The sequence below is a fragment of the Rhizobium sp. YJ-22 genome (assembly GCF_029601685.1).
Taxonomy (GTDB): Bacteria; Pseudomonadota; Alphaproteobacteria; order Rhizobiales; family Rhizobiaceae; genus Metarhizobium.
In genome coordinates this window covers 1-24,033 of the sequence record NZ_JARRIR010000024.1, presented here as the reverse complement: position 1 = coordinate 24,033, position 24,033 = coordinate 1, and the positions used below count along the sequence as shown (strand labels likewise).

The 24,033-nt window shown below is 57.0% G+C and carries 25 protein-coding genes; 13 read left to right on the top strand and 12 right to left on the bottom strand.

The genetic code is table 11. The features are described 5' to 3' along the window. Positions 1-109 precede the first annotated feature (109 nt). Together P7F60_RS28500 and P7F60_RS28495 are read right to left on the bottom strand one after the other, a co-directional pair. Complete coding sequence (locus P7F60_RS28500; protein ID WP_277920933.1) at positions 110-1,159, bottom strand: PAS domain S-box protein; 1,050 nt, start codon at positions 1,157-1,159, stop codon at positions 110-112. Further along, entirely contained in the window at positions 1,146-1,646 is a 501-nt protein-coding gene (locus P7F60_RS28495) for a hypothetical protein (protein WP_277920932.1), read from the bottom strand. The genes P7F60_RS28500 and P7F60_RS28495 overlap by 14 nt, the downstream gene beginning before the upstream one ends. Positions 1,647-2,047: 401 nt before the next feature. Between P7F60_RS28495 and P7F60_RS28490 the strand changes: the two genes are divergently transcribed. Next, positions 2,048-2,395, top strand: coding sequence for a PepSY domain-containing protein (locus tag P7F60_RS28490; protein WP_234189929.1), 348 nt, complete (start codon positions 2,048-2,050; stop codon positions 2,393-2,395). A 258-nt stretch (positions 2,396-2,653) separates the two neighbouring features. Here P7F60_RS28490 and P7F60_RS28485 read toward each other — a convergent pair whose 3' ends face one another. Together P7F60_RS28485 and P7F60_RS28480 are read right to left on the bottom strand one after the other, a co-directional pair. Further along, a complete protein-coding gene (locus P7F60_RS28485; protein WP_277920931.1) occupies positions 2,654-3,439 on the bottom strand; it encodes a hypothetical protein in 786 nt (261 codons plus the stop codon). A 27-nt stretch (positions 3,440-3,466) separates the two neighbouring features. Beyond that, a complete protein-coding gene (locus tag P7F60_RS28480; RefSeq protein ID WP_277920930.1) occupies positions 3,467-3,727 on the bottom strand; it encodes a hypothetical protein in 261 nt (86 codons plus the stop codon). A 247-nt stretch (positions 3,728-3,974) separates the two neighbouring features. Between P7F60_RS28480 and P7F60_RS28475 the strand changes: the two genes are divergently transcribed. Then, positions 3,975-4,652, top strand: a complete 678-nt coding sequence (locus tag P7F60_RS28475) for a winged helix-turn-helix domain-containing protein (RefSeq protein WP_234189943.1) — start codon at positions 3,975-3,977, stop codon at positions 4,650-4,652. Beyond that, positions 4,639-5,988, top strand: coding sequence for a HAMP domain-containing sensor histidine kinase (locus P7F60_RS28470; protein ID WP_234189926.1), 1,350 nt, complete (start codon positions 4,639-4,641; stop codon positions 5,986-5,988). The genes P7F60_RS28475 and P7F60_RS28470 overlap by 14 nt, the downstream gene beginning before the upstream one ends. A gap of 214 nt (positions 5,989-6,202) precedes the next feature. Here the strand turns inward: P7F60_RS28470 and P7F60_RS28465 are convergent, their stop codons facing one another. The 5 genes from P7F60_RS28465 to P7F60_RS28445 all read right to left on the bottom strand — a co-directional run bounded on the left by P7F60_RS28465 (position 6,203) and on the right by P7F60_RS28445 (position 9,898). Further along, positions 6,203-6,505 (bottom strand): hypothetical protein, encoded by a 303-nt coding sequence (locus P7F60_RS28465; RefSeq protein WP_277920929.1) that lies wholly within the window; start codon positions 6,503-6,505, stop codon positions 6,203-6,205. Between the two features lie 140 nt (positions 6,506-6,645). After that, positions 6,646-7,371, bottom strand: a complete 726-nt coding sequence (locus tag P7F60_RS28460; RefSeq protein WP_234189924.1) for a phosphatase PAP2 family protein — start codon at positions 7,369-7,371, stop codon at positions 6,646-6,648. An 88-nt stretch (positions 7,372-7,459) separates the two neighbouring features. Then, the gene (locus tag P7F60_RS28455) at positions 7,460-7,798 is read right to left on the bottom strand and encodes a response regulator (protein ID WP_234189923.1); all 339 of its coding nucleotides are present in this window, start codon (positions 7,796-7,798) and stop codon (positions 7,460-7,462) included. Positions 7,799-7,883: 85 nt separating this feature from the next. After that, positions 7,884-8,267, bottom strand: coding sequence for a diacylglycerol kinase (locus tag P7F60_RS28450; RefSeq protein ID WP_234189922.1), 384 nt, complete (start codon positions 8,265-8,267; stop codon positions 7,884-7,886). Continuing rightward, a complete protein-coding gene (locus P7F60_RS28445) occupies positions 8,264-9,898 on the bottom strand; it encodes a phosphoethanolamine--lipid A transferase (RefSeq protein ID WP_234189921.1) in 1,635 nt (544 codons plus the stop codon). Before P7F60_RS28445 ends, P7F60_RS28450 begins: the two co-directional genes overlap by 4 nt. 350 nt (positions 9,899-10,248) lie before the next feature. On the opposite strand from P7F60_RS28445, the gene P7F60_RS28440 reads away from it, so the two are divergent. Continuing rightward, positions 10,249-10,629 carry a hypothetical protein gene (locus tag P7F60_RS28440; RefSeq protein WP_277920928.1) on the top strand — a complete coding sequence of 127 codons (381 nt, stop codon included), beginning with the start codon at positions 10,249-10,251 and terminating at the stop codon, positions 10,627-10,629. A gap of 125 nt (positions 10,630-10,754) precedes the next feature. Here P7F60_RS28440 and P7F60_RS28435 read toward each other — a convergent pair whose 3' ends face one another. Then, positions 10,755-11,345, bottom strand: coding sequence for a YqaA family protein (locus P7F60_RS28435; protein ID WP_277920927.1), 591 nt, complete (start codon positions 11,343-11,345; stop codon positions 10,755-10,757). A gap of 219 nt (positions 11,346-11,564) precedes the next feature. Here P7F60_RS28435 and P7F60_RS28430 point away from each other — a divergent pair, with 219 nt between their 5' ends. Both P7F60_RS28430 and fetB read left to right on the top strand, forming a co-directional pair. Beyond that, positions 11,565-12,152, top strand: coding sequence for an ABC transporter ATP-binding protein (locus P7F60_RS28430; RefSeq protein WP_277920926.1), 588 nt, complete (start codon positions 11,565-11,567; stop codon positions 12,150-12,152). Then, complete coding sequence (gene fetB, locus P7F60_RS28425) at positions 12,152-12,961, top strand: iron export ABC transporter permease subunit FetB (protein ID WP_234189917.1); 810 nt, start codon at positions 12,152-12,154, stop codon at positions 12,959-12,961. Before P7F60_RS28430 ends, fetB begins: the two co-directional genes overlap by 1 nt. Here the strand turns inward: fetB and P7F60_RS28420 are convergent. Further along, on the bottom strand, positions 12,951-14,279 hold the full coding sequence (locus P7F60_RS28420; protein WP_234189916.1) for an ATP-binding protein: 1,329 nt from the start codon (positions 14,277-14,279) through the stop codon (positions 12,951-12,953). The two genes, fetB and P7F60_RS28420, sit on opposite strands and share 11 nt — an antisense overlap. Next, positions 14,276-14,935, bottom strand: coding sequence for a response regulator (locus tag P7F60_RS28415; protein ID WP_277920925.1), 660 nt, complete (start codon positions 14,933-14,935; stop codon positions 14,276-14,278). Before P7F60_RS28415 ends, P7F60_RS28420 begins: the two co-directional genes overlap by 4 nt. 150 nt (positions 14,936-15,085) lie before the next feature. Between P7F60_RS28415 and P7F60_RS28410 the strand changes: the two genes are divergently transcribed. The 7 genes from P7F60_RS28410 (at position 15,086) to P7F60_RS28380 (ending at position 23,852) form a co-directional block, all read left to right on the top strand. Beyond that, positions 15,086-15,667 (top strand): dual specificity protein phosphatase family protein, encoded by a 582-nt coding sequence (locus tag P7F60_RS28410; protein ID WP_277920924.1) that lies wholly within the window; start codon positions 15,086-15,088, stop codon positions 15,665-15,667. Between the two features lie 413 nt (positions 15,668-16,080). Next, positions 16,081-17,367, top strand: a complete 1,287-nt coding sequence (locus P7F60_RS28405; RefSeq protein ID WP_277920923.1) for an SIR2 family protein — start codon at positions 16,081-16,083, stop codon at positions 17,365-17,367. Next, a complete protein-coding gene (locus tag P7F60_RS28400; RefSeq protein WP_277920922.1) occupies positions 17,364-19,067 on the top strand; it encodes an ATP-binding protein in 1,704 nt (567 codons plus the stop codon). Before P7F60_RS28405 ends, P7F60_RS28400 begins: the two co-directional genes overlap by 4 nt. Positions 19,068-19,309: 242 nt before the next feature. Next, complete coding sequence (locus tag P7F60_RS28395; protein WP_277920921.1) at positions 19,310-20,230, top strand: hypothetical protein; 921 nt, start codon at positions 19,310-19,312, stop codon at positions 20,228-20,230. A 91-nt stretch (positions 20,231-20,321) separates the two neighbouring features. Continuing rightward, positions 20,322-20,708 carry a hypothetical protein gene (locus tag P7F60_RS28390; protein WP_277920920.1) on the top strand — a complete coding sequence of 129 codons (387 nt, stop codon included), beginning with the start codon at positions 20,322-20,324 and terminating at the stop codon, positions 20,706-20,708. Continuing rightward, positions 20,705-22,738, top strand: coding sequence for a hypothetical protein (locus P7F60_RS28385; RefSeq protein WP_277920919.1), 2,034 nt, complete (start codon positions 20,705-20,707; stop codon positions 22,736-22,738). Before P7F60_RS28390 ends, P7F60_RS28385 begins: the two co-directional genes overlap by 4 nt. A gap of 91 nt (positions 22,739-22,829) precedes the next feature. Beyond that, positions 22,830-23,852 carry a hypothetical protein gene (locus tag P7F60_RS28380; RefSeq protein WP_277920918.1) on the top strand — a complete coding sequence of 341 codons (1,023 nt, stop codon included), beginning with the start codon at positions 22,830-22,832 and terminating at the stop codon, positions 23,850-23,852. The last annotated feature ends 181 nt before the right edge of the window (positions 23,853-24,033 follow it).

The following is a 24,033-nucleotide window of genomic DNA, read 5'->3' as shown; positions in this document are numbered from 1 at the left end:
TCAAAAGGTGCCGGCAGAATCTCAAATCAACCTTGCCTCAATCTGCCAAAGTAGTGCTAGTGTTCGCGATTTCACCCGCACGTCACAACCCACGAGATCGTAGTTGCATTTACACAACAAGCGAGCGAAGTGGTGCGCTGAAGGTAATCTTGAGCCCGTCGTTTAGCCATTCTCTAGTCAAGCTTCCATCAATCCCCTGCAAAGCTGCCCGTTCAAGTGTCGATCCAAACCCCTCCCGCCGATCCACCGGGGGCGAGAGTGTGTCGGTGGTTTCAATCCAGAGAATATGAAGCTGGCTATCTCGCTCGCAGATGCTCACTTTCAACTTCCCGGTGTCGTTTGACAGCGCGCCGTATTTGGCGGCATTGGTTGCCAGTTCGTGGAAAAGCAATGCGACTGAGGTGAGAGCGTTTCCGCAAAGCGGTAGATGCACACCGGTGACAGAGATGCGCTTCTCGATTTCGTCATCATGCGGCAAGAGGATTGATGTAAGCAGCGTTCTGACGTCTGTAGAATTCGCCACGTCAGCCTCGCCGCTCAGATAGGGCAAAGTTAGTTCGTGCGCTCGCGCCAATGCCTGTAGGCGACCAGTTAGTTCGTTTGCCAAAGCCTCGCCACCCTTTGTAGCGCGCGAACTCAGCCTGACGAGGCCTGCGATCAACGTGAAGAGGTTCTTGATGCGGTGGTTCATCTCCCGCAAGAGGAGCAATTGCCTCGCGTGCGCACTCTGTTGGGCGCCGATGTCCCGGGCGATCTTGGAGGCGCCAAGAATCCTTCCAGCCTCGTCTCTCACTGGAGAGATCGTCACGGAGATCTGCACAGGTTCGCCGTCCTTTCGCCGCCGCACCGTTTCGAAGTGGTCAATACGGTCGCCTGCTCTCAATCGGGAAAGGATTTCGTCCTCTTCCGAAAGACGATCGTCGGGAATGAGAATCGTGATAGGTTTGCCAACGACGTCGGCGGCGCTGTATCCGAACAGACGTTCGGCACCGCGGTTCCATGTCATAATGATGCCTTCGAGCGTCTTGGTGACAATGGCATCATTGGAATTTTCGATGACGGAGGCGAGCCACGCATTTGCTTCAAAGGCTTGGCGTCGTCCTTCGACATGAAAAGACGATTTTGATCTGCGCATTTCTCGCAATTTATCTATGGCCACTATTCTGTCCCTCGGTCTGAATCAGGACGGTTGGCGCCGCTTCAACCGATTTGCGCTGATTTGCAGGGTACAGCTTAATCTCCGTTGTCCTGATAATCGGGCGGTAAGGCGTTGTTGGAACCGCGCGCCTGTCGAGTATCTTGGTCATGATACTGATGCTGTTCGCGATTGCGGGCTTCAGCAACACGGTCGTCAAGCCCGCCCGGCGCATTGTTGCAGACGAACACGCCGGATTATCTGCGCGGTCGAGTCTCCGGGATCTCGTCGATGCAGGATCCGGCGCTCGCACTGGTCGTTGGCGGTCCGTGACGGTTGCCCCCGCACCGTTCCAGTCAGTGAACCGGGCGAAGTTACCAAATGGCGCATCAGTATATTCAACGGATACCAGATGCTCAATCGCAGCAGGTGGCGTGACCAGCTTCACGGGCACAAAAGTCTCCGGAATGATAAACGCTGGCACAAAACCGTCGGTTTGTTTCTTGGCCATGCAAACCCTGTTGAACGATTTGCGCCAACGGTCTCACAGGGATCGGCTGATGCTACTAACGGGCTGTGGCCGACGCACGGCCTCTTCGCACATGGCTTCCTGCACGACCGCAGCTTCTCATCTTCCGTAAATCGACGCCGTCGTCCTGTGTTGATCACCTCAAGACGGCCCGCCCGAAACCCGCTGTCTCCTTCAAAAATCTCCATGTTGGCAACTGTCGGATGAAGCGAAGGATGTCTTGGAAAAAGCCCTAAAATGCCGATCCCACATTGCACGTTGATCAGCATAGCTTGAAACAAACTTACGAAACCGTAAGCCGTGCTCAAAGTGCCGGACAATATAGACACCCATCTTGCATTGCGGTTCGCACGGCGGGCCGTAATGTAACAAGGAGATAAGTCATGAGAAAATATACGGCGCTTTCAGCGGTTCTCGTTGCCCTGACGCTGGGTGGCGCGAGCGCTACGGGAGCCTTGGCTGCCGGCCAGGACGACAGCAAGGAGTACGCCAGCCTCGAAACGGCAAAGGTCAGCCTCTCCGACGCGATCGCCGCGGCGGAGAAGGCGTTCGGCGGCAAAGCCGTCAATGCCGCGCTCGATCCCGAGCAGAACCAGCCCACTTACGAAGTGGAACTGATGACCGCGAATGGAAGTCAGACGATCGCGGTCAACGGCCTCACCGGCGAAGCTGCTACCACCGCCGATACCCATGACAAGGGTGAACATGCCGACGGCGAAGATAGCGAGTAATATCGCCGAGCTCTCAAAGACGATGGCCCCGGAACAACCGTTCCGGGGCCATCGTCGTTTGTGCTATTTTCAAGCGGTAATCTCGAAGTGAGGATTGATCTCTCACAGGCCATGGTCCATTTCATAAGACACTGCATGAACCACCAATAATGCCATGAAATAACGACAAAATCGCTCTATTCATCAAAAGCCACCCCGCGTGTGGAAATCGCGGGGTGGTTGATATTGGCTCTCAAGGGATCGCGATGGTGAAGCGACTTAGCTCACATGTTCGGCCTGAACCACCTCTGGCCTGTAGGTGAAGGACATGTAGGAGACAGTCGCCACGATCACCGCCAGGAAGACGAGGCTGGTGTAAATCGTGCCCAGACCCATTCCACCATACTCGGTCGGCTGCGAAAGGAGATCGCCGAAGGATGCGCCCAGCGGCCGGGTAAGAATGTAGACCAGCCAGAATGTGAGGATTCCATCGAGGCGCAGCGCGTAATAGGCCCCTGCAATGGCCGCTATGATGGCGCCGAAGATGACGCCGGTCGTCAGATATCCGAGGCCGAACACTTCGGCGACGAGATCTCCGACGGCAGTGCCCAGCGCGAACGTCAGCAGGATCGCCAGCCAGTAGAACGCTTCCCGCCGGTTCGTGGTTACGGCATGGATCGACAGCGTGCCTTCCGACCTGTACCACCAGACAAAGGTTGCCGCCAGCATCACGCTGAAGACGATAGCCGTCGTTTGCAGCGCCACGCCGAAATTGTCGACCAGATTGTCGGTGATGAGCGTGCCGACAACGCTGACCAGCACGACGGCGGACCAATAGGTCCAGGGCACATAGCGCTTCTGCGCGAGTTGCAGCGCCATCACCGCCACCAGAACCGCGGCCATGAGTAGTGACGTGGTCGTCAATCCCAGCCCGAGGTTGACGGCGAGATAGTCGGCGGCGGTCTCACCCATGGTAACGGCCATGAGCTTGATCAGCCAGAAGTCGGCGGTAACGCGCGGAACACGGTTCAGCCCGGAGCCGGATGGGGTGATGGCGTGTGACATGACGGCTATCCTTCCGTGTTCAGGCAATCACTTGCCCATGATTTTCATCGCTTCGGTGAGGAATGCGTCGGAACGGGCGTCGTCGTCGGCATTGCAACGCTCTACCGCCTTGGCCTCCAGTTCGTCGACCTTCGCCTTGTCGGCGTCGTTGAGGGTTGCCGTCGCTTTTGCGGCCCGCATGTCCTTGAGCATTTCTTCGCAAGGCACGGCGGCGCGGGCCGGAAGCGAGACGGCAACGAGGCCGACAAGAATCATCGAAGCGAGCGTGGTCGATGCGCGAACTTTCATGGGATTGTCTCCAACTGGTTAGAACGGGGCAACCTGCCCCCCGCAGGACCGGGAGTGACCCGGCAGGGAAGAGTTCTAGGCCAACAGGAATACGTACGCTTTGTGGGAACCATACAGTTTCGTAAGGTTCCGCGAATGTCAGCTATCTCACCTTTACAAGCGGACATGCATTCCACAAGTTAACGCAACGGCGCGCCGTTGGCTCATTTTTCCAGAGCGCGAAGTCGCGGCCCATATGGAATGTGATATGCGAATTCTCGTTATCGAAGACGACAGAAAAACCTCCGACTATATCGCCAAGGGCCTGAATGAAGCCGGCCATCAATGCGAGGTCGTGGCTGACGGTCGTGACGGCCTCTTCCAGGCCACGCAGGGCAGCTACGATATCCTGGTCGTCGATCGAATGCTTCCGCATCTCGATGGCCTTTCCATCGTGAAGGCGGCGCGTGCGGCACGCGTGCGCACCCCCGTGCTCCTGTTGACGGCGATCGGCGGGGTCGGTGATCGGGTCGAGGGACTGGAGGCGGGGGCAGACGACTATCTCATCAAACCTTTCGCTTTTTCGGAATTGCTGGCGCGTATCAATGCCCTCGCCCGCAGGCCGCCGGTTCAGGAACAGCGCACGGTCCTGCGCGTGGCAGACCTGGAAATGGATCTGGTCAGGAGACTCGTGACGAGAGCCGGCCAGAATATCGATCTTCAGCCGCGCGAATTCACGCTGCTGGAAGCCCTCATGCGGGCCGAGGGACGCGTGCTGACGCGCACCATGCTGCTCGAAAGCGTCTGGGATTACCACTTCGACCCCAAAACCAGCGTCGTCGAAACACATATCAGCCGATTGCGCGCCAAGATCGACCGCCCCTTCGACGTACCGTTGCTTCATACCGTCCGCAGTACCGGGTATTCCCTGCATGCCCCGCGCTAAGCTGCTGCGCAGCACCCCCATCCGGTTCGCGCTGACCTACGGCTTGCTGTTCGTCTTCACCTCGCTCGCCGTCTGGCTCGTCAGCTTCGAACTGCTGCGGCGCGAACTGCGCGAGGAACTGGATGTCGCCGTGCGGGAAACCTATTCTGTGATCGAAGCAACCTATGCCTCGGACGATATCGAGGATCTGGTCGGGACGATGGACAGTTTCGTCCGGCTCAATGCCGACGGCTCGCGCGTCTTCGCGCTGCTCGACCGGTCCGGAAAGATTCTGTCGGGGAACCTCAAGCATGCACCGCCCCGCGAGGGCTTCGAGACGGTCTCCGCATTGCAGCTTGGTCTTGCCGGCGACGAGCAGTTTCGCATCCTCAGCGGCGACGTCGGCGGAAACCGGCTCGTCGTCGGCGAAAGTTTCAAGGAGATGGAGGATCTGGCGCAGATCGTGCTGGTTAGCTTCGGCTGGTCAAGCGCGCTGGCTGCACTGCTCGCCTTCGCCACCGGCGCCTACCTCGCCCGAAGCGCGCAGGACCGCCTCGACGTCGTCGCCGCAAGCATGGCCGCCGTTTCGCGGGGACAACTGGATGTGCGAATACCGCTCAAGGGATCCGGGGACGACGTCGATGAAATTGCCGGCCACATCAACCAGGCGCTCGAACGGCTTTCCACCCTGGTCGAAAGCATGCGCCAGGTCAGCACCGATATTGCCCACGATCTCAAGACACCGCTCAATCGTCTCAAGCTGCTCGTGGACGAAGCAGCCACGCGCAGCCTGAATGACGAAGCCATGCGGTCGCTGCTGGAGGAGGCTCTTGCCGAATGCGACCAGATCAATACGACGTTTGACGCGCTGCTGCGCATCGCACAGATCGAGGCGGGCGCCCGCAAGCGGCATTTTCTGCCTGTCGCGCTCGACCAGTTGGTTTACGGCATCGCCGAGACTTACGCCGATGTCGCGGACGACAACGGGCAGTCTCTAAGGACGGAACGTATCGACGCCGTTGAGATTCAGGGAGACAAGGACCTTCTGACCCAAATGCTCGTGAATCTGATCGAGAACGCGATTACCCACTGCCCGCCCGGCACGGCGATCAGCGTCGGTCTTGAACGAAGCGGAGAATGCTGGTCACTCTTCGTTGCCGATGACGGGCCAGGCATTCCGGAAAATGAGCGCGAAAACATTTTCCGCCGGCTCTACCGGCTTGACAAGAGCCGCACCACACCCGGAAACGGTCTCGGGCTCAGCCTCGTGCGCGCGATTGCCGACCTCCATGGCGCGACCGTCAATGTCAATGACAACCTGCCCGGAACACGAATTACGCTCAGCTTCGCGCCCTGACCACATCGCTGCCCATTCGGGCGAGAGGGTAATCTTTCAGGTTAACGTCAGCTTCCCCAACGAGTGTCGAACGGAAGATTCCTGGTCGATGATGAGGTGGCGGGATGCAACGCCATTCGCTGGACAGCAGAACGCAACCAAAGTTGTCAGTTTGGAGAAGACCGACGATTAACAGTCCGCTGTTGATTCTTGCGGCTTCCCTTTGCATTTTCTTTCAGTTTTGCAGTGCCTGGCCACGCCTGGCGTCATCGACCGCGGCAATGCCCGCATTCATCTCGTTTTTGCTGATGTTTTCTATTTGCGCCGGCGTCTGTTTTGCGGCGATATGGCAGAAAGCGGCCAAAGCAATTGTCATCCCATGCCTTATTGTTTCGGCCATGATAAACCTCCTTGCCAGCCGAGGTGCCTTAGCTGATGCCGCCCTACCGGACTGGACCTCGCCCGGTTTTGCCGTCATTTTGAAGTTGGCCTTGTTCACGGTGATCCCGTCAGCCGTCCTCTTCTGGTTCAGGGTCACTCCCCTCACCCCGGTGTGGCAGATCCGAGGGAATCTGGCGGTCGTTGCAATGATGCTTGGTGTCGGCATTCTAACCATGATTTGCCTCAGCTTGCTTTAGCACCGAGGACCAAACTTCAGCTCCACCCATCTTCGGCTCGTCACACACCCTCTTGATTCGTCCGGCAGCTATCGTGCGGCAAACGGTTGGCGACGAGCCAGCAAAACAGCGCCCAGATCGTTCCGGCACACCATCCCCCAATGACGTCCGAGGGGTAGTGCACGCCCAGATAGACACGGCTGATACCGATCGTAACCGTAAGAAGGATCGCGCATCCCATGACATAGACGCGTTCCGAGCGATGCCGGCCCTTTGCCAACAGCGCGCCCAGCGTTAGATAGGTAATGGCCGAAAGCATCGCGTGGCCGCTCGGAAAGCTGAGATCCGAAACCTTGACAAGATGCGGAACGATATCCGGTCTGGGTCGGCCAATTGCGATTTTGAGAAGCGTACTGACCAGCCAGCCGCCGCCGATACAAAGGGCGATGTAGAGCGCCAGCCCCCTCTTTCGAGCCACCACGAAATAGAGCGTGACCAGGATCGTCAGCATGCTCAGAACGGTCACGCCGCCAAGGCTGGTAATATCGTCGGCAGCGTGAAGCAACCAAGACGGTCCGATCGGAATAGCGGGATCATCCTGTTGCCTGAACGCAAGCAGGATTCCGGCATCGAATTTCAGCGGCTCGCCCTCCAGTACTTCCCCGACCAGATATTGGAAGAGGAAGGCCCCGCCCGCAAGAATGCCAAACAAGCCGAGGCTCGCCGGTTCGAAGCGCTTGAGACGAGCCCAGACCCGACGATAGCTGCCATACTGATGCTTCTCCATATGCCTGTACCTTCAACCGGAAACGACTGGACAGTAAGTGATCGTCAAGACTCTAAGCCTGGCGACAACGAAGCGAATGATGGCCTCGCTAGTGCTGGATCGCGCTGATGGCATTAGTGAGAGCCGAAAGATTGAAAGGCTTCACCAGGAAATCGGTGGCACCCGAGCTGATCGCGTTCATCCGGTCTGACATTTGGTCGTAGGCCGTCAGGACGATCACAGGTGTCGCATCATTCGCCGTACGTAACCGTTTCAGAAGGGAAAGCCCGTTTCCGTCAGGCAGATTGAGATCGAGGAGCACCAGATCGAACGCGCCGGCTCCGACAGCGGCGGTCGCATCGCAGAGCGTAAGACACCAGTCCGCACTATGACCCAGAGAGTTGAGATGATCTCGAAGGGCGTCACCCAGTACCTTGTTGTCCTCCACGAGAAGACACCTCATGGCGATATGCTCCCGCTGCCGGGAAGCCAATTCCACAATCGCAGACACCGGTCCTTCATCCGCCCTCCGATCAGCCGACGACCGCAGAATAGAGAACGCGGGCGAGCAATGCGCCGTTCGCGACAAGGAGGCAAAGCACTGCGAAGGAGCCGAGATCCTTGGCGTGCTTGGCAGTGAGCGACACTTCCGGGGATATCCGGTCGACGATATCTTCGATCGCGGTGTTGATCGCCTCGAATGCAATCAGAACGAGGAAGAGGATCAGCGCCGCCAATGCGGTGCTCATATCGACGCCGACGGCCATATAGATCGCAGCCAGAACAACACCCGCCCCGATCTCCTGGCGAAAGGCTGCCTCTTTCCAGGCCCGTGCGAAGCCCCCGGCCGAGTAGCCGGCGGCAGCGAAGAAATGGGCAAACCCGGTCAGTTTCCGGTTTTCGGGCGCAATCGTCATGACGATGCCCCCGTCTTGCAGGCGGCAAACACATCGAGAGCGGGATTGTAGACGTTCGTCTGGATATTCATCATGTCGAGAACGCTGTGGAACATATTGTCATGGGAGTAATCCTGCGCAGCCTTTTGGTTCAGGCATGCGCGATCCATCTTCATCGAGTTGGCAAAAGCCGCGTCCATCCAGACGATGAACGGAATATGCGTCTGGAATTCAGGTGCCAGGATGTAGGGTGTCCCGTGCAGGTAGAGGCCGTGCTCGCCCAGCGATTCACCGTGGTCCGACATGTAGATCATCCCCGTTTCGAACTTGCTCGATCGCGCCTTGAGTTTGTCGATGACGGTGGAAAGTACATGGTCGGTAAAGAGGATCGAGTTGTCGTAGGCGTTGACGATCTCCGCGTCCGTGCAATCACCGAGTTCAGCGGTCTGGCAGTCGGGCGTAAAGCGGCGGAACGCCTCCGGATAGCGAAGATGATAGGTCGGGCCGTGGCTGCCCATGGTGTGAAGCACGAGAACGCTGTCCTTCTTCACCCCGTCCAGCCAGGCGTCGAGGCGGTCGAAAAAGATGTCGTCCCGGCATTCGCCGTTCGTGCAAAATTGCGGGTCGTCGATTTTTACGAAGTCCGTATGAGGAATGCGGTCGGCGACGCCCTTGCTTCCGGTGTTGTTTTCCCACCATTCGACATTGACGCCGGCATGCGCGAGCACATCGACCAGGTTCTCGTTTTCGAGGCCTTTTCGATGGGAGTACTCCGAGCGGGTGAACATGGAGAACATGCATGGGATCGAGGTAGCAGTCGCGGTTCCGCAACTGGTCGTGTTGGGGAAATAGACGATATCTTGCTGCGCCAGTTCCGGGTTCGTCATGCGGCCGTATCCGCCGAGCGAGAAGTTCGCCGCCCGCGCCGTCTCCCCCGCCACAATAATCGTCACCCGCGGCTTGCCTGTTCCCGCTGATGTTCTGACGATCTTCGCATCCATTCCCAGTGGCTGCACCACCACATTCGCATCTTCGGTTGCCTGCATCAGGAACTTGATCGTCCCCGCCAGCGGCGTGACCGGATTCAGGCTCTTGACGATATCCTTGTGCTGGCGGATTGCCGTGACATAGGGTTTGGAAAAGGCAAAGCCGCTCCCCGCGAAGACGACAAGGCAAGCAAGCACGACTGCGGTATTGCGTGCCACCGTCTGAAAGATGGGCCGATGATCGACACGCACCCACAGTAGTAGGGCGACAGGTAGCATGGCGAAGACGAACATATGAACGATGAAGCCGGGGGTGATGAGATGCTGTGCCTCGGCCGGCGTCGTCTGAAATGCGTTGCGGACCATATCGCTGTCGATGATGACCCCGAACGTATCCGTGAACCACGAACCGATCGCCGCCGCGACGATCAGCAGGACGAAGAACGGCTTTGCAACATATTTCACCGAGAATGCCGTAAGGAAGGCGACGAACAGGACGCCCATCGCCAGATAAAGTGTCCAGATCGCCGCCGGGTAGTCCGCAAGATACGTATGGATCTTCGACCAGAAGGTCCGGTTGGTCAGGGCGACCAGATATACCGACACCAGAACGCTAAGGGTGATACTGCCGATCCGGGGCCGGAAGAAGCCGCGCGCATTGTTCATTCGAGAATTTCCATGATATTTCCGGCAGCGTCACGATCCGATAAGGATGCAGGCGCCCCGCGCCCGTTTGGGCGAGTTCTTCAACGAGAAGACAGCGCCGCCCTGCTGGCAGACCCGCCTTTTCGTCGCAGATGCCTTTGATTTCTGACATGAACCTGAAGAACCGGCTGGAAGCCCCGCGCGCAAAGCCGCAACCAGCCTGATCGGTGTCTGGCACTGGCATGCGCCGCTGGCGCGTCACGCCAGATCAAACACGACCTTACAAAACGGTATGATCAGAGCCATGTGCCGGTAAATTCAGTGTTCAAAGCTCCGGTTGCGCTTTCCATGCGCTAGAGAAGGAGATCATCTTGAAAAGACAGCTTTTTGCCGCTGGGCTGATGGCCCTGCTACCAGCCCTCGCCCCAGCGATCGTCTCACCCTGCGCCTACGCTGCGACGCAGAGTGCGCTCGGCGACCTTTCCCGCTTCAAGGCAATCACCCAGGATGCACTCAAGCTGGTCGAGAAGGGCGACCTCGCCGGGGCTGAAATACGCATCACCGACTTCGAGACGGCATGGGACACTGCTCAGCCGACGATGTGGCCGCTCAGCCACGCTGAATGGAGCGTCGTGGACGATGCTGCCGACGCAGCTATCGCTTCGTTACGCGCGAACAAGCCCAATGCAGAGGAAGCCAGAAAGACGCTGCAAGGCCTCATTTCGGCGCTTGATAATCCCTCGGGAGCTTAGGATTGCGAAGGCTCGAAATAGCACGTTGCTCCGGGGCGGCAAAACGCCCTGGAGCAACGAATTGGAGCGTTTGAAGCGGAACCATTGTAAGGTGCAGGGGGCTGACGGATATATACGCCCCGGGCCTATCGGATTGTACAGCGGCTAACGAGGAAGACAAATATCGCCATTACGAGAACGAGCACGGCTATTTGATTCAGGCGCCTTTCTATGAACAGCCCGACCCGTTCACCGAAGCGGCGCAAAAGATAGGCGAGCAGAAAAAATCGAGCACCGCGCGTCACGGTCGCCAGCGCGATGAAAATCGGCAGGCTGAGATGGACGACACCCGACAGGATAGTAACCAGCTTGATCGGCGGGAGATGGGCGATACCCGACGTCGTCATCATCAGCATGATCCACCAGCCGTTGACAGACGCCTTCAGATGCTCGAATTCTGCCAGCTTTCCATAGAAGCCCAGAATGGGCTTGGCGATCGCATCATAGGCAAAATAGCCCAGTGCCCAACCCGCGATGCCGCCGGCAACGGACGCTACAGTGGCAATCAATGCATATCGATAGCTGCGCTCCGGTCGTGCAAGTAACATCGGCAGCAGCAGCGCATCCGCCGGCACGAGAAATATCGAACTCTCCACGAACGCAATGAACGCCAGCCAGGCTGGCGCGGTGGGCCGATTGGCGAGGGAAAGAACCCATTTGTAGAGATTATTCAGCATGGAGGCCTGAATAAGGCTCAGCCTGACAATGACCTGAACAGGCCAAACCAGCCAGCGTCATGCTTCCGTTGCAAAGTTGTCCCTAGACGCAATTAATCGAACCAACTAGCTGACGGAGGATTTTCTGCGTCTCAACAGCGACCTGCGTGCAGCTTTGCGGTTTCTGCTCGGCTCGCGCCCTCCGCAACAGGGACGTCCTCACAAGTGCGAGGTCAGGTGATGACGAAACCAAGCCTGAAAGGCAGCTTTCCTCCAACATCCACTGTTGATGCCATGGAATTCGAACTGGCGGCCCACTCGTGCCTGGTGCTGACCGGGCCATCAGGTGTCGGCAAGACGACCCTTCTCAGGAAAATCGCAGATCTGGATCCGCATGATGGTGTCATTTCGTTGGGGCCGATAAAGCAGGGCGATCTCCCCGCTCCCGAATGGCGGCGCAGGGTAATGTACGTTGCCTCCAATTCCGGATGGTGGGCTGGCCGAGTCAGGGATCATTTTTCGGTCGATGACAATACGCTCGTCCTCATCGACGCTTTCGCTGTCGGCCGCGACAAGCTCGACGCATCGCCGTCTCATCTTTCCACAGGCGAACGCCAGCGAATGGCGCTTGTGCGGGCTCTCTCGCTACAGCCGGACTTCCTGCTTCTGGACGAACCGACATCCGCGCTCGACCACGAAACTGCTCTCAAGGTGGAGGCGGTTCTTGCAGACAGAAAACGGTCCGGCTGCGGACTGCTCGTCGTCACCCATGACAGCGCCCAGGCCGAAAGGCTCTCCGACGGCATGCTGAGGATGAGGGCGCGCTGATGGTCATCGCCCTGACACCCGTCGACCTGGTCACGGCGGTGGCGCTCATGCTGACCAGCGCCGGTCTCTCTCTTTTTCTTTCCCTCGGTTTTCACAAGGGTATGGTCTGGGCCTCGATCCGAATGGTCGTGCAGCTCCTGCTCGTCGGGTCGCTGCTGCGCCTCGTCTTCCGGCAGGACTCCGCCGCTCTGACCGTCCTGATCTTCCTGGCCATGCTGACGGCGGCGGCACACGAGGTCGGCGCGCGGCAGCCACGCCGGTTGCAGGGCGGATGGCGACATTTGATCAACGGCGCGGCTGTATCGATGTCCACGATCTTTGTCTCCGCTTTTGCGCTGGTGACCGTGCTCGGCGCGGACAACTGGCTGGAACCAGCCCACGCTATTCCGATCGGCGGCATTATTCTTGGAACGGCAATGAACTCCGCCAGCATCGCACTCAATGCCCTCCTTTCGAACATCGGCAACGAGCGCGACGCCATCGAGGCCCAGCTTGCGCTGGGTGGATCCCGCTTTAGCGCGTTGTCGCCGCTGATGCGCCGGGCCGTGAATGCCGGCATCATTCCGGTGATGAACCAGATGGTCGGCGCCGGCATCATCACCATGCCCGGAATCATGAGCGGGCAAATTCTCGCCGGGCAGGATCCGCTGAATGCCGCCACCTACCAGGTGTTCCTGATGTTGCTTCTTGCGGCGAGCGGGACGGCGAGCGCCATTTTCGCGGTCTACTTCACCGTGTTCCGCCTAAGCGACGAGCGTCATCGTCTGCGCCTCGACAGGCTTGAGGACGAGCGCAGGCCTAAAGGGTGATCCTTGCCTCGAAACCGGAGGTTCTGCCGGTAGCGGGCGAGCGCAATAGGAGGGTGCCGCCCATCTGCGCGACGATACGCTCGGCGATGGGAAGGCCGAGACCCGACCCGGAAGCCTCCGTCTTTCCTCTATGGAAGCGTTTTTTGATATCCACGATCTCTGCGGGCGGAATGACGGGGCACTCGTTCACGATGCGAATCACACCGTTGTCATCTACCGAGATTTCGACCGGCGTGCCGGGTTCGCGGTGGATCAGCGCATTCTCGATGATGTTGCGTATGACGATGGCGAAGGCGTCCGCATCCACCGCGCGCGTCAACGCTCCGCCGGAGGTGTCATCATACTCTATCTGGCCTCTGGCATTGCCGCTTCGCTCGAAGTCACGCACGATCAGGTCGAGAACGCCGAGAAGATCGACCTCGCTATCCTTTGTGCCGATGCCGGAATCGGCGCGGGAAAGTTGAAGCAGTTTTTCCGCAAGTCGTCCGAGCGCCGAAAGCGCGCTCTCGAGTGTCCGCGCCCGGTTGCGCGCCGGTCCATCGGGAAGCTCGCGGATGAGCACCTGACTATGTGCGAGCGCCCCGGCAATCGGCGTTCGCAATTCGTGCGCGCTGTTGGCCGTGAATTCTCGTTCCACATCCAAGGCCGCCCGCAAACGTCCGAGGAGGAGATTGACCGATCGCACGATCGGCTTCAGTTCCTTCGGCAGATCGGCATCTTTGATGGGAGCGAGGTTGCCGCCATCTTTGGTGGCAATGGCGCCGCGCAATGTGCCTATGGGCTTCGTCGCACGGCCGACGATCAGCCAGATCGTGATGTAGCTGCCCGGCACGAGCAGGAGCAGCGGGATCAGCATCGTGACCGCGCTTTCGCGCACGGCCTCCCGTCTGTGGCTGAAGCGGTCGGCAACCTGAACGAACAAGGTGAAGTCATCTGCCACGGCGGTATAGATGCGATGGCGCTCCGTATCGTGGAAGCCCACTGAAAGCGGCGCATCGAACGGTGTCTCCGGCGCATCATGGGATCTCAGAATGATATTACCGTCCATGCTTCTGGCCTGATAGGTCAGATATTCACCCTGCTTGGCGGCGTTGAAATCGATGGAAAGGCCATGACCGGCGCCGGCGCGCAGTTGCAGATCGGCAGCGACGAGCGACAGCAGTCTTTCGCTCGTTTCCTGCAAGGCGCTATCGAAGACCTCGTCATATTCTTCCCGCATCACCTGGATGCTGATGGCGATCGCGATCAGCCAGAAGGCAATGAGCGCGCCCGTCAGCGAAAGCATCAGGTAGCGGGCAAGGCTGCGTTCGCGTTTCATTTTTCCTCCAGAAGATAGCCGATGCCCCGGATGGTCCTGATCCTTTCCTTGCCGACTTTCTTGCGCAGGCGGCTGACATAGACCTCCACCGTGTTGCTTTCGATTTCCGCGCCGAATTCGTAAAGCGCCTCCTCGATCTGCCCTTTCGGAACAATGATGCCCGGTCGCGCCACGAGGAGATCCAGAACGGCCCATTCGCGACGGGTCAGGAGAACCGTATCTCCAGCGACGGTGAGCGCATGATGCGGCCGGTCGACCTCCATATCGCCGAATTGTAGAATCGGCTGCGGCCGGCCGTCGTATCGCCGCGAAACCGCCGCCACCCTCGCCTCCAGTTCACCAAGATCGAACGGCTTGACGAGATAGTCGTCGGCTCCGGCGTTCAGCCCCTCGATCCGGTCGGTGACCTGGTCCCGCGCTGTCAGGATGATGACAGGCACGGTCATGCGGTTTCGCCGAATGCGCTTGAGGAAAGAGATTCCGTCTCCATCAGGAAGCTGCAAATCCAGCAGGATAAGTCCATAGTCGACGGAGCCGACCGCGGCGTCGGCATCCTCAAGGCGCAAGACCCAATCCACGGCATGGGGCGTCGTTGCGATATGGTCCTTGACCGCCTCTCCGATGAGCCGGCTGTCTTCAACAAGCAGGATTCTCAAACTCGTCCTCTCTTCCACGCCACGGCGGCCATGACGTTCCTTCAGGTCAATGTCAGCCTAGTTTCCGATACGTGCGGCAGCAGTCGTCACACGCCGAAGACGCATCCAGTGGCGGCTCCAGGTCAAAACTGCCCGGAGGCCTCGCGAACCATGACCATCTACCGAAAAGCCATCGGCAAAAAAGTTCTGAAAAGAGCAGCCGCTGTTCTCGCGATCTGCGCCGTCGCGGGCGGCGGCTATCTCGGGTTTCTCCAGCTCACCGGAAACTTTCACACAGTCATCGCGGGTGAGTTCTACCGATCTGCCCAGCCAACGCCTAAGCAGCTGGAAAAATACGTTGCCGATCACGGCATAAAGACGATCATCAATCTTCGAGGCGCCGATAGCGCGCGGTGGTATCGGGATGAAGTCGCCACGGCAAAGGCCCTCGGCGTGCAGCATATCGATTTCAAGATGTCCTCGTCCGATCCTGTGACGGGCGAGGTCGCGGATCAGTTGATAGCCATCATGAGAAATGCGCCGAAGCCCATACTCATCCATTGTAAGGCTGGCGCTGACCGCAGCGGGATCGTTTCGGCGATCTATAGCCGCGGTATCGCCGGCTGGAACGAGGAAAGTGCCGAACGGCAGCTCTCGGTATATTTCGGTCATATCGGCATACCTTATCTTTCATCGACCTATGCGCTGGATGAGAGCTGGGAAAAGCTCGAGCATCATTTACTTCCCATTTAATAAAATCGAAAGCGCAGACAGCGTCGCTGCTCCTCGGTGAAGAAATGCCAACTAGGGGGCAAGACCAATGTGCTCTTGAGCGGAATCGAACCCGCCACCCGCGAAAGTTCCAAAATCTCATCTCTCTGAAATTCCTGGGCAATCCCAATGTTCGCCTACGGGCTTCCATTCTTGGTAAACAAGCCGGCGAACAGCTTGTCGCCACGGCAATCGAGTGCATTCGCACTCAGCATCCGCTGTCTCGGCATGACCTCGCTCTCCAAGTCTGCGTAATGATCATGCAAAAATAACAGCGTCTTTCGCCTCGCGAACCTTCAAATATCTATCACCGCACGCTTACACAGTTTATTTTGAGGTGTAGTTTGCAGCCATGCTCCGATTAAGGGCATAGCGCGATCGTACCGAGATCGCAAATGGGGGGATATTCATTGGGATACTGGAAGGATTTACCGGCATCTGCCGATAATCTGCGGCTGTTCAACCCAGCCAAGGGCTGGGTCGAGTTCGCCGATCAAGTTGACGGTGATGGCAAAACTACCAGTTTCGGCGCCAACCGCGATATAGATCTTGCGTTGAGCGTCGCTATGAATGCCTCGAACTTGATGGTGCTGACCGGGGCCGGCGCATCATTCTGCGCACGAAATACCGCACAGAACGCTCTCACCGCGCCCGGCATGGGCGACCTTTGGGATGCGGTCAAAACCGCAGCCACCGACGACACATTCCAGGAAGTGATCAAGCTCATCCCCAAAGCCAAGGACATTGGCAAGAACATTGAGAAATTGCTGACCCAATGCAAAATCTATGTCGAGCTCTTCGACAACGCCCAGAGCGCCAAAATCACGAACTTCATTGGAACCGCCGAGGAGGCGATCTCCAAGCGCGTCAGCTTCGTCAACAAGGATACGGACCTCAAGGCGCACGGCACGATCATCCGTAAGATCGCGCGGCGCGGCGTGCGGAAGCCGCGCGCCAGATTTTTCACGACCAACTACGATTTGTGTTTTGAATACGCCGCGCGAACACAGCGCTTCTCCATCATCGATGGCTTTTCCCATTCCATGCCGCAAATCTATGATCGCGGCCATTTCTCGCACGACATCGTCCGCCGCGAGAATGCCAAGGAGGGGCCTGACTATATCGAGAACGTCTTCCATCTCTACAAACTCCACGGCTCGATCGACTGGAAGCGAAGCGGTGCCGATATCGTGCGGACAGAAGGCTCGGAAACGCCTCTCCTGATCTTTCCGCGCGACAGCAAATACCAGGAAGCGTTTGAGCCTCCTTATCTTGATATGATGGGCGCGTTTCAAAGCTCGCTGCGCGAGCCGGATACCGCCCTGATCGTCTCAGGCTTCGGCTTCAACGACGACCACCTGAGCAAGCCAGTGATGGCGGCACTGGAGGCCAATATGAGCCTCAAGCTGATCGTGTGTGACGTGGCCTTTCTCAGAGACGATGTCTTGGAGAAAGGCGATCATACCATCGCCGGGGAAAGCCCGGTGCGCGAGCATATCGGCGACTATTTCGAAAGGTTCAAAAACTTGGCGCGGATTGGCGATCAGCGTATCACACTGCTCAGCGGCCGCTTTGAGGATTTGGCGCTAGCCATCCCTGATCTCGTTGCGCAAACCGAACGCGAACGCCATCTTGACCGTATGCAGGCCGCGAGAGGCTTCGGCGATGGGGTACAGTCGTGATCAAACATAGCCTGGTTGATCCCGATCGCTATGTCGGCACGATTTCCGTCGTGACGGCGTCAACGGTGCAAGTGAACTTGCCTTACGCCACCGCCCGGCCGGAGCGCCGTGCCCTTGCGCGCGGCGCCGTCGGCGACTTCGTTTTCGTGGATTGCGAGCTCGTGAAACTTCTCGGCCGACTGGTCGAAGTCAAACTGCCCGACGCCGAGCGATTGACCGTCGAGCCGACGCTGGGCACGCAACCCGATCCTCACCCGGTCGGCAGGGTGCAACTGCTGGCGTCAGTCAATCAACGCCAGAGCAAACTCATGCGAGGCATCCGCCACCATCCCCGCGTCGGCGACGCGGTTTACCTGGCGGATCCGGACATGTTCGGCGAGCTCATGGCAAATTCACTAGGGGCAAGCAGGACGAGCGCGCTGGACATCGGCACGCTTGATGCGGGCAGCGGCGTGCATTTACGCTTGCCACCTGAGAAGCTGTTCGGCCGCCACTGCGGTGTATTCGGAGCCACGGGCGGTGGCAAGAGCTGGACCTTGGCCACCATACTCCAGCAGATAAAAGCCGCTGGCGGCAAATGTATTCTATTTGATCCCACCGGCGAATTTGCAGAGATCCCCGCCATATCGGCGCACTATGCATTTGACCACGAAGAAGCCGGCAGCCGGCAGGTTCATTTCCCTTATCAGTTTATGACCGAAGACGACCTGTTTGCCTTGTTTCGCCCGTCAGGGCAAAGCCAGGGGCCTAAGCTCCGCGAAGCGATCAAGAGTCTCAAGCTTGTCGCGAAAAGTGAGGGACAGCTTGAAGGCGTGACGATCTATGAGAAAAAGCTGCTCCTAAAGAAGCAGAAGGATCGGCGGCCCTTTTTGAAGGCTTTGGAAGTGCACAGCGGCGTCATTCACAGCCCGCTTTGCAACTTCGACATTGAAAACCTTCCCGACCAGGTTCAGCAGGAGTGCGTCCAGCCGACGGATTGGGACAATCCGACCCACTGGGGCAAGGTCAATGAGCAGGCCGTCGGCTACTGCGAAAGCCTGATCGCGCGCATGCGCACGCTGATCCATTCCCCTGAACTTGAATGCCTATTCGGCAAGGGCGGACAGTCCTTAGTCGCGGTTCTGGAAGCGTTTTTCGCCTCCGAAGACCAGGATATCCTCCGCATTTCCTTCAAAAACGTCCGGTTCGAGCACAACACGCGCGAAATCCTTATGAACGTTATCGGGCGCTTTCTCCTAGCCCGCGCCCGGCAGAACACCTTTCGCGACAAGCCGATGATCACACTGCTGGACGAAGACCACCAATTCCTAGGCCGAATCATCGGCGACGAATACGCCAGCGTGAAACTTGAATCGTTTGGGCTTATCGCCAAAGAAGGCCGCAAATACGGACTGACCACGATCCTTGCCACACAACGCCCTCGCGATATTCCGGCCGATGTTCTCAGCCAACTTGGCACACTGGTTGTGCATCGCTTGACCAATGAAGAGGATCGCAATGCAGTCGAGAAGGCCTGCGGCGATCTTGATCGCAACGCCGCTCTGTTCATCCCAACTCTCGCACCTGGAGAAGCCATAATCGTCGGGCCAGACCTTCCCGCGCCGGTGCCTGTTTTGATTCACGAGCCCCCGTCGCCACCCGATTCCAAGGGGCCAAAATACACTTCGTACTGGGTCAGTCGTCAGCCCAGGGCGGACTAAGACCGATGGGGTAAAAGCATGCTTACAAATCTCAATCACCCAAAGAAGATGCGGAAGACCGCGCCTGCTGCCTAGGACAGCGAATCATCTCAACACGCCCAATCGGCCTGGGCGAAATGCCGCAGAGCGAACATTTACCAATGAGATCAAAAAGCAAAGTGATGCTACTTAAGGCCGACAATCTTCCATTGCACGCAACCGTCCTTGATGTAGATTACCTATACTGAATACTGGGGGAAGTCTTGCCGTCAACGACAACTATTTGGAATCCCGACGACTGGGAGATATTTGCGCTTGGCCTCCTGAATTGTCGGCATGGCGTCTTAAACGTTCACAAGGTGCCCGCCAAAGATCAAGGCGACCTTGGTATCGACTATTACTGCAACAAGGAGAGCGTCGCATATCAGTGTTATGCGGTAGAAGAGCCGATCGGTGTCGCTGAACGCGCGAAGAAGCAAAAAGATAAGATCACCAAGGATCTGGGTAAGCTCCAAAAAAACTACCTTATTGTATCGAAACTCTTCCTCGGAGCGCCGATAAAGAGATGGGTATTGCTCAGCCCATTACACGATAGCAAGGACGTCAACATACACTGCGCGAACAAGACGACAGAGCTCCGATCGAAAGCACTGCCTTACCTCGACACTGACTTTGAGGTCCTTATTCATGATCAAGCCTTTTTCGGCGCTGACGCCCTAACGCTGAATGCGGCGCAACTATCGTTGATCAAACTCAGCATTCCAAATCCGACAAATCCGCAGATTAGCTCTTGGGAGAAGGAGGAGGGGTCACAGGATTTGCTGTCAACGGCTCGCACGAAGCTCGCGAAGCGTACAACCCCTCAAAAGCTTGAAGATGCGGTTGCGGATGCTACTCGTTATCATCTGCAGGGCGCGGCGCTTATGAGTGCACTTCGTTCTCAGGCACCCGAGTTACATGACAATCTCGCCACGGTGATTGCAAGCCGGAGGCGCCATTTAGAGTTTGCCGGCCCCACTGCAGTTACAGCCAGTGGCATCCTGAACGATGAGATTATGAACCTCAAGGAAGCAATCAAGGGTGCGGCGCCAAACCTGTCACCTGAGAACATCGATCAACTCGTGTTCGGAACCATCTCTGAATGGATAATGCAATGCCCATTGGATTTCCCAAATGTCCCGTGAAAGCCCGTTCTTAGACATCCTTAATACATCCAGGTTCACGTTCACCGTCCGCCCAGAGCCTGTCGCCGGCGACCTGCGGATGGCTTGGGGAATGGCGATACTGCTCCTAAGTGTTTTTTACAGTCGAGGGAAAAAGGCGAGTTTTCAGAAACTCCAATTTCTCGCTCATAATGTGCGACTCGAGGAGGGTCGCGAGGAGGCACTAGGATTGATCGCGGGACGGTATCGTCCACTCGACGTATCCGTAAGAGTCGAGCCTTGGCTAAACCGCGCGGTAGCGCTGAGCCATTCGATGGGTCTCGTTAGCGTTATCAAAGGATCGGTGGTTGTTTTGACGGACGAAGGTCGCAAAGCGGCTGAGGAAATCGCCAAAGACAGCGGCGTGCTTGACGCCGAGAGAGCCTTCCTTTCCGAAGTGGCGCCAAAACTAACTGATGGATTTATGAAAACGGTCTGGCGTCCGGAGAATCTTGTATGACTTTTAAATTGAGACGCCTCAGGCTTCGCGCGCTCACAGAGCGGGGCTGGTACGGAGTTGAACTCGGTTTCACCGACGGGCTAAATGTTCTTTGGGCCGACAACACCATGGGTAAATCAACCTGCCTTCAAGGGATGATTTACGTTCTTGGTTTGGAACGAATGCTAAGTCCTCGCCGAGAGGTCCCTCTTCCACACGCGATGACAAGCCATCTTATAACAGATAGTGGCGAGAGCGTGCGGGTTGTTGAATCTGACGTGATGCTTGAACTGGAAAATTCAGTCGGCACAATAGTGACAGTTCATCGCCCTGTCGTCTCAAAACTCGACGACCGCCTGATAACAGTACAATTCGGACCTAGCCTCTCTGAACCTGAAGGCCAGCATCGGACCCAGCAGTTCTTCGTGCGAGACCCAGGTGCTGCTCAACGTGAGGACGGGTTTCATCATTTCCTCGAGAATTTTCTTGGCTGGGAGCTTCCCGTAGTTCGGGGCTACGAGAAGGAAGACATCAAGCTCTATCTCGAAACCGTGTTCCCGCTTTTCTGGGTGGAGCAAAAGTCCGGGTGGTCCTCCATTCCCGCAGCCATCCCGACATATTTCCGCATTAGAGAAGTCCACAAACGAGCGGTCGAATTCATCGCGGGGCTTGAGGCCTATGAGATTGAGCGCAAACGTGAACAGCTAAATCAACGCATCAACGTTCTTACCAGCAGATGGGAAACAAATTGGCATGACCTCAGCCAGCTGCTGAATAGATCTGCCTCACGCATTGAGGCACTTGGTACGAAGCCAATTGTTGATTTGAATGCGATCACGAAAGCTTTCGTGTCAGTAGCAACACAAGATGGCTGGACGCCACTTGATGAGCATCTTAGATCGCTGAAGTCCGAACTCGACACTATTTCCCAAGCCGAAGTGCCGGTCGTGTCCGACAATGTCCCCGCCATAGAAGCCAAACTCGCCGAGATGATCTCCCACGCGGAGAGCCTCAATATCCAGCGCCTTTCATTAAACGGCGCGAGGCAGGTAAAGTTAGCAGACGTTGACGCCCTGACACGGCGTATCCAGACTCTGCGAGAAGATCTTCAGAAGAACCAGGATGTTCAAAAGCTACAGCGCTTTTCAGGCGTTCAATGGTCTCTCAGCCCTGACCGGTGCCCCACCTGCGAACAAGGATTGCAAGACACTTTACTATCACAAAATGCGCTCGCATCGATCATGCCAATCGAAGATAATATCTCCTACATCAAATCTGAAATCAGAATGTTTGAAGACATACTCAGGCGCGAAGAAGAGGAAAATCGAGCGCGTGAAGGATTACTCTCGCAACTAAATCGAGACCTCAGCGAAGCGTACACGACAATAAGAACACTAAGAGCTGATTTAGTAGCACCGGCGACGAGCGTTTCGGCTTCAGCGATCGAAGAGCGAATTCTGATTGAACGGAAGATTCGAGATTTTTCCGAACTGCAGTCTCTTTTTGATGATGCGGTGAACAGCTTCAGCGCCCTGTCTGAGCAGTACATAACTCTTCTTCAACAGAGAAGCGCGCTTCCTGACGACGAGTTGTCCGACAGCGATAAGGCAAAGCTCAACCGTCTGTCTGAATTGCTACGTGCACAGGCGCGGCAGTTTGGATTTAAAACCTTTGAACCCGACGATCTTGCTATCTCCCAGGATACGTATCGCCCTGAAGTTGAGGGTTTTGAGATCGGTTTTGAAACATCCGCAAGCGACGCAATACGATTGAAATGGGCGTATCAGCTCGGGCTGCTCGAGCTGGCCGCTTCTTACAGCACGAACCATCCAGGTGTTTTGGTCTTCGACGAACCGCGTCAGCAATCATCTTCGAAGGTCAGCTTCGAGCAGCTGTTGCGAAGAGCAGCGACGTCAAAGGGTCGTGGACAACAAGTGATTTTCTCCACGAGTGAAGATTTGTCGATCTTAGAACCGATAATAGGCGAGATTGACTGCACCAAGATCATTCTTAAAGGGCACGTTCTCCAACCAATTTCCTCAGGTGATTGACGCTAAATTGCTATGACGCCGGCAGGAGTCCGAAGATGAATCACTTCTCTGTCCAGCGAACTCGACAGGCGGCAGACGAGATTGACCTAGGATGACAGCTCTCAGCTTTTACGCGGCTCTTCTTGATCAGATGGATCTAGCCCTCGAACATCTCGACAAGGGCAGTGTTCATGATGCCCGGTTTGCCTTGATGCTGACCGACAATGCGGTAGAGCTTGCAATCCATAGGCTCGCTACAGAAAAGTATGCTCACCTCAAGAACTGGCACCATTTAGAGGATTCTTACCCCCATAAGCTGGAGTTGGACGAGGCTGTCGGACAGTCTTTCGACGCGAAGCTAAAGTTTGCACGTATCGAGAAGATGGTCACAGAGGAACAGGCACGGACAGTTGCAATAATGCACGAGTTCCGAAACGAGCTTTACCATGTCGGCCTCCAGCACGAAACCATCCTGCCGACCATCGCTCCTTTTTACTTCTCGGTCGCCTGCGACATTCTGAAGGCATTTCCTGGGCGTGGTCTTTACTACGGCAATAAGACGGTGATCCCAGAACGGGCAAAGAAGTATTTCAATAGCAGCCGGCACGATCCAGCCGAGCTAGGTGACTTCGAGAAGGCGTGCGGAACGCTGAAGGATCGGTGCCAGTTCGATAAAGGCAAGACGATCGGTGCGCTCGCCGACCACATGGCTTTTATCGTCACCGAGAACAATGTGTATCTCGATGTCATCTCAACTGGCGTTTATCCCAAGGGGAAGGGGATCACGCGAGATCAGGCGACGATCGATTGCCAGACATGGCGGCTGGCCTTTTCGCCGGAAGGTCACAAGTTTGCACGCGAAAATGGCTTTTCCGGCAGATCCATCCATGAACTTGTTGACTGGCTCGCCGCCAACTACCGCCTGGCGATCAAGAAGGACCCCATACCAGGATGGAAACGGCGGGTTCGGCGTTTGCGCTCTAAGGGGACCACCCATCTCGCTGTCGCTACCTATGTTGACTTCCTGAGGGACACCTCGCAGTTCCGCGACGATCTCGCGGAGAGTTGCGCTGCGGCCGAGGCGGAGATCGATCGCCAGATAGATGAACACCGATCACGCCGTCGTAGAAATTGATCCTTCGATGCTGAAACTCACAGACGCGCAAGAGCCGACGATCGCAGCCTCACGGCCATTGGATGTCCGCGTGACAGCCCTTCCACCATACTGGCCTCTTTTTCGTATCCATCCGGCGAAGGCCGCGGGGCTTATGATTTCGGCTCGTCTGCCATGATGCGTTTGATGACTTCCGGGTCAC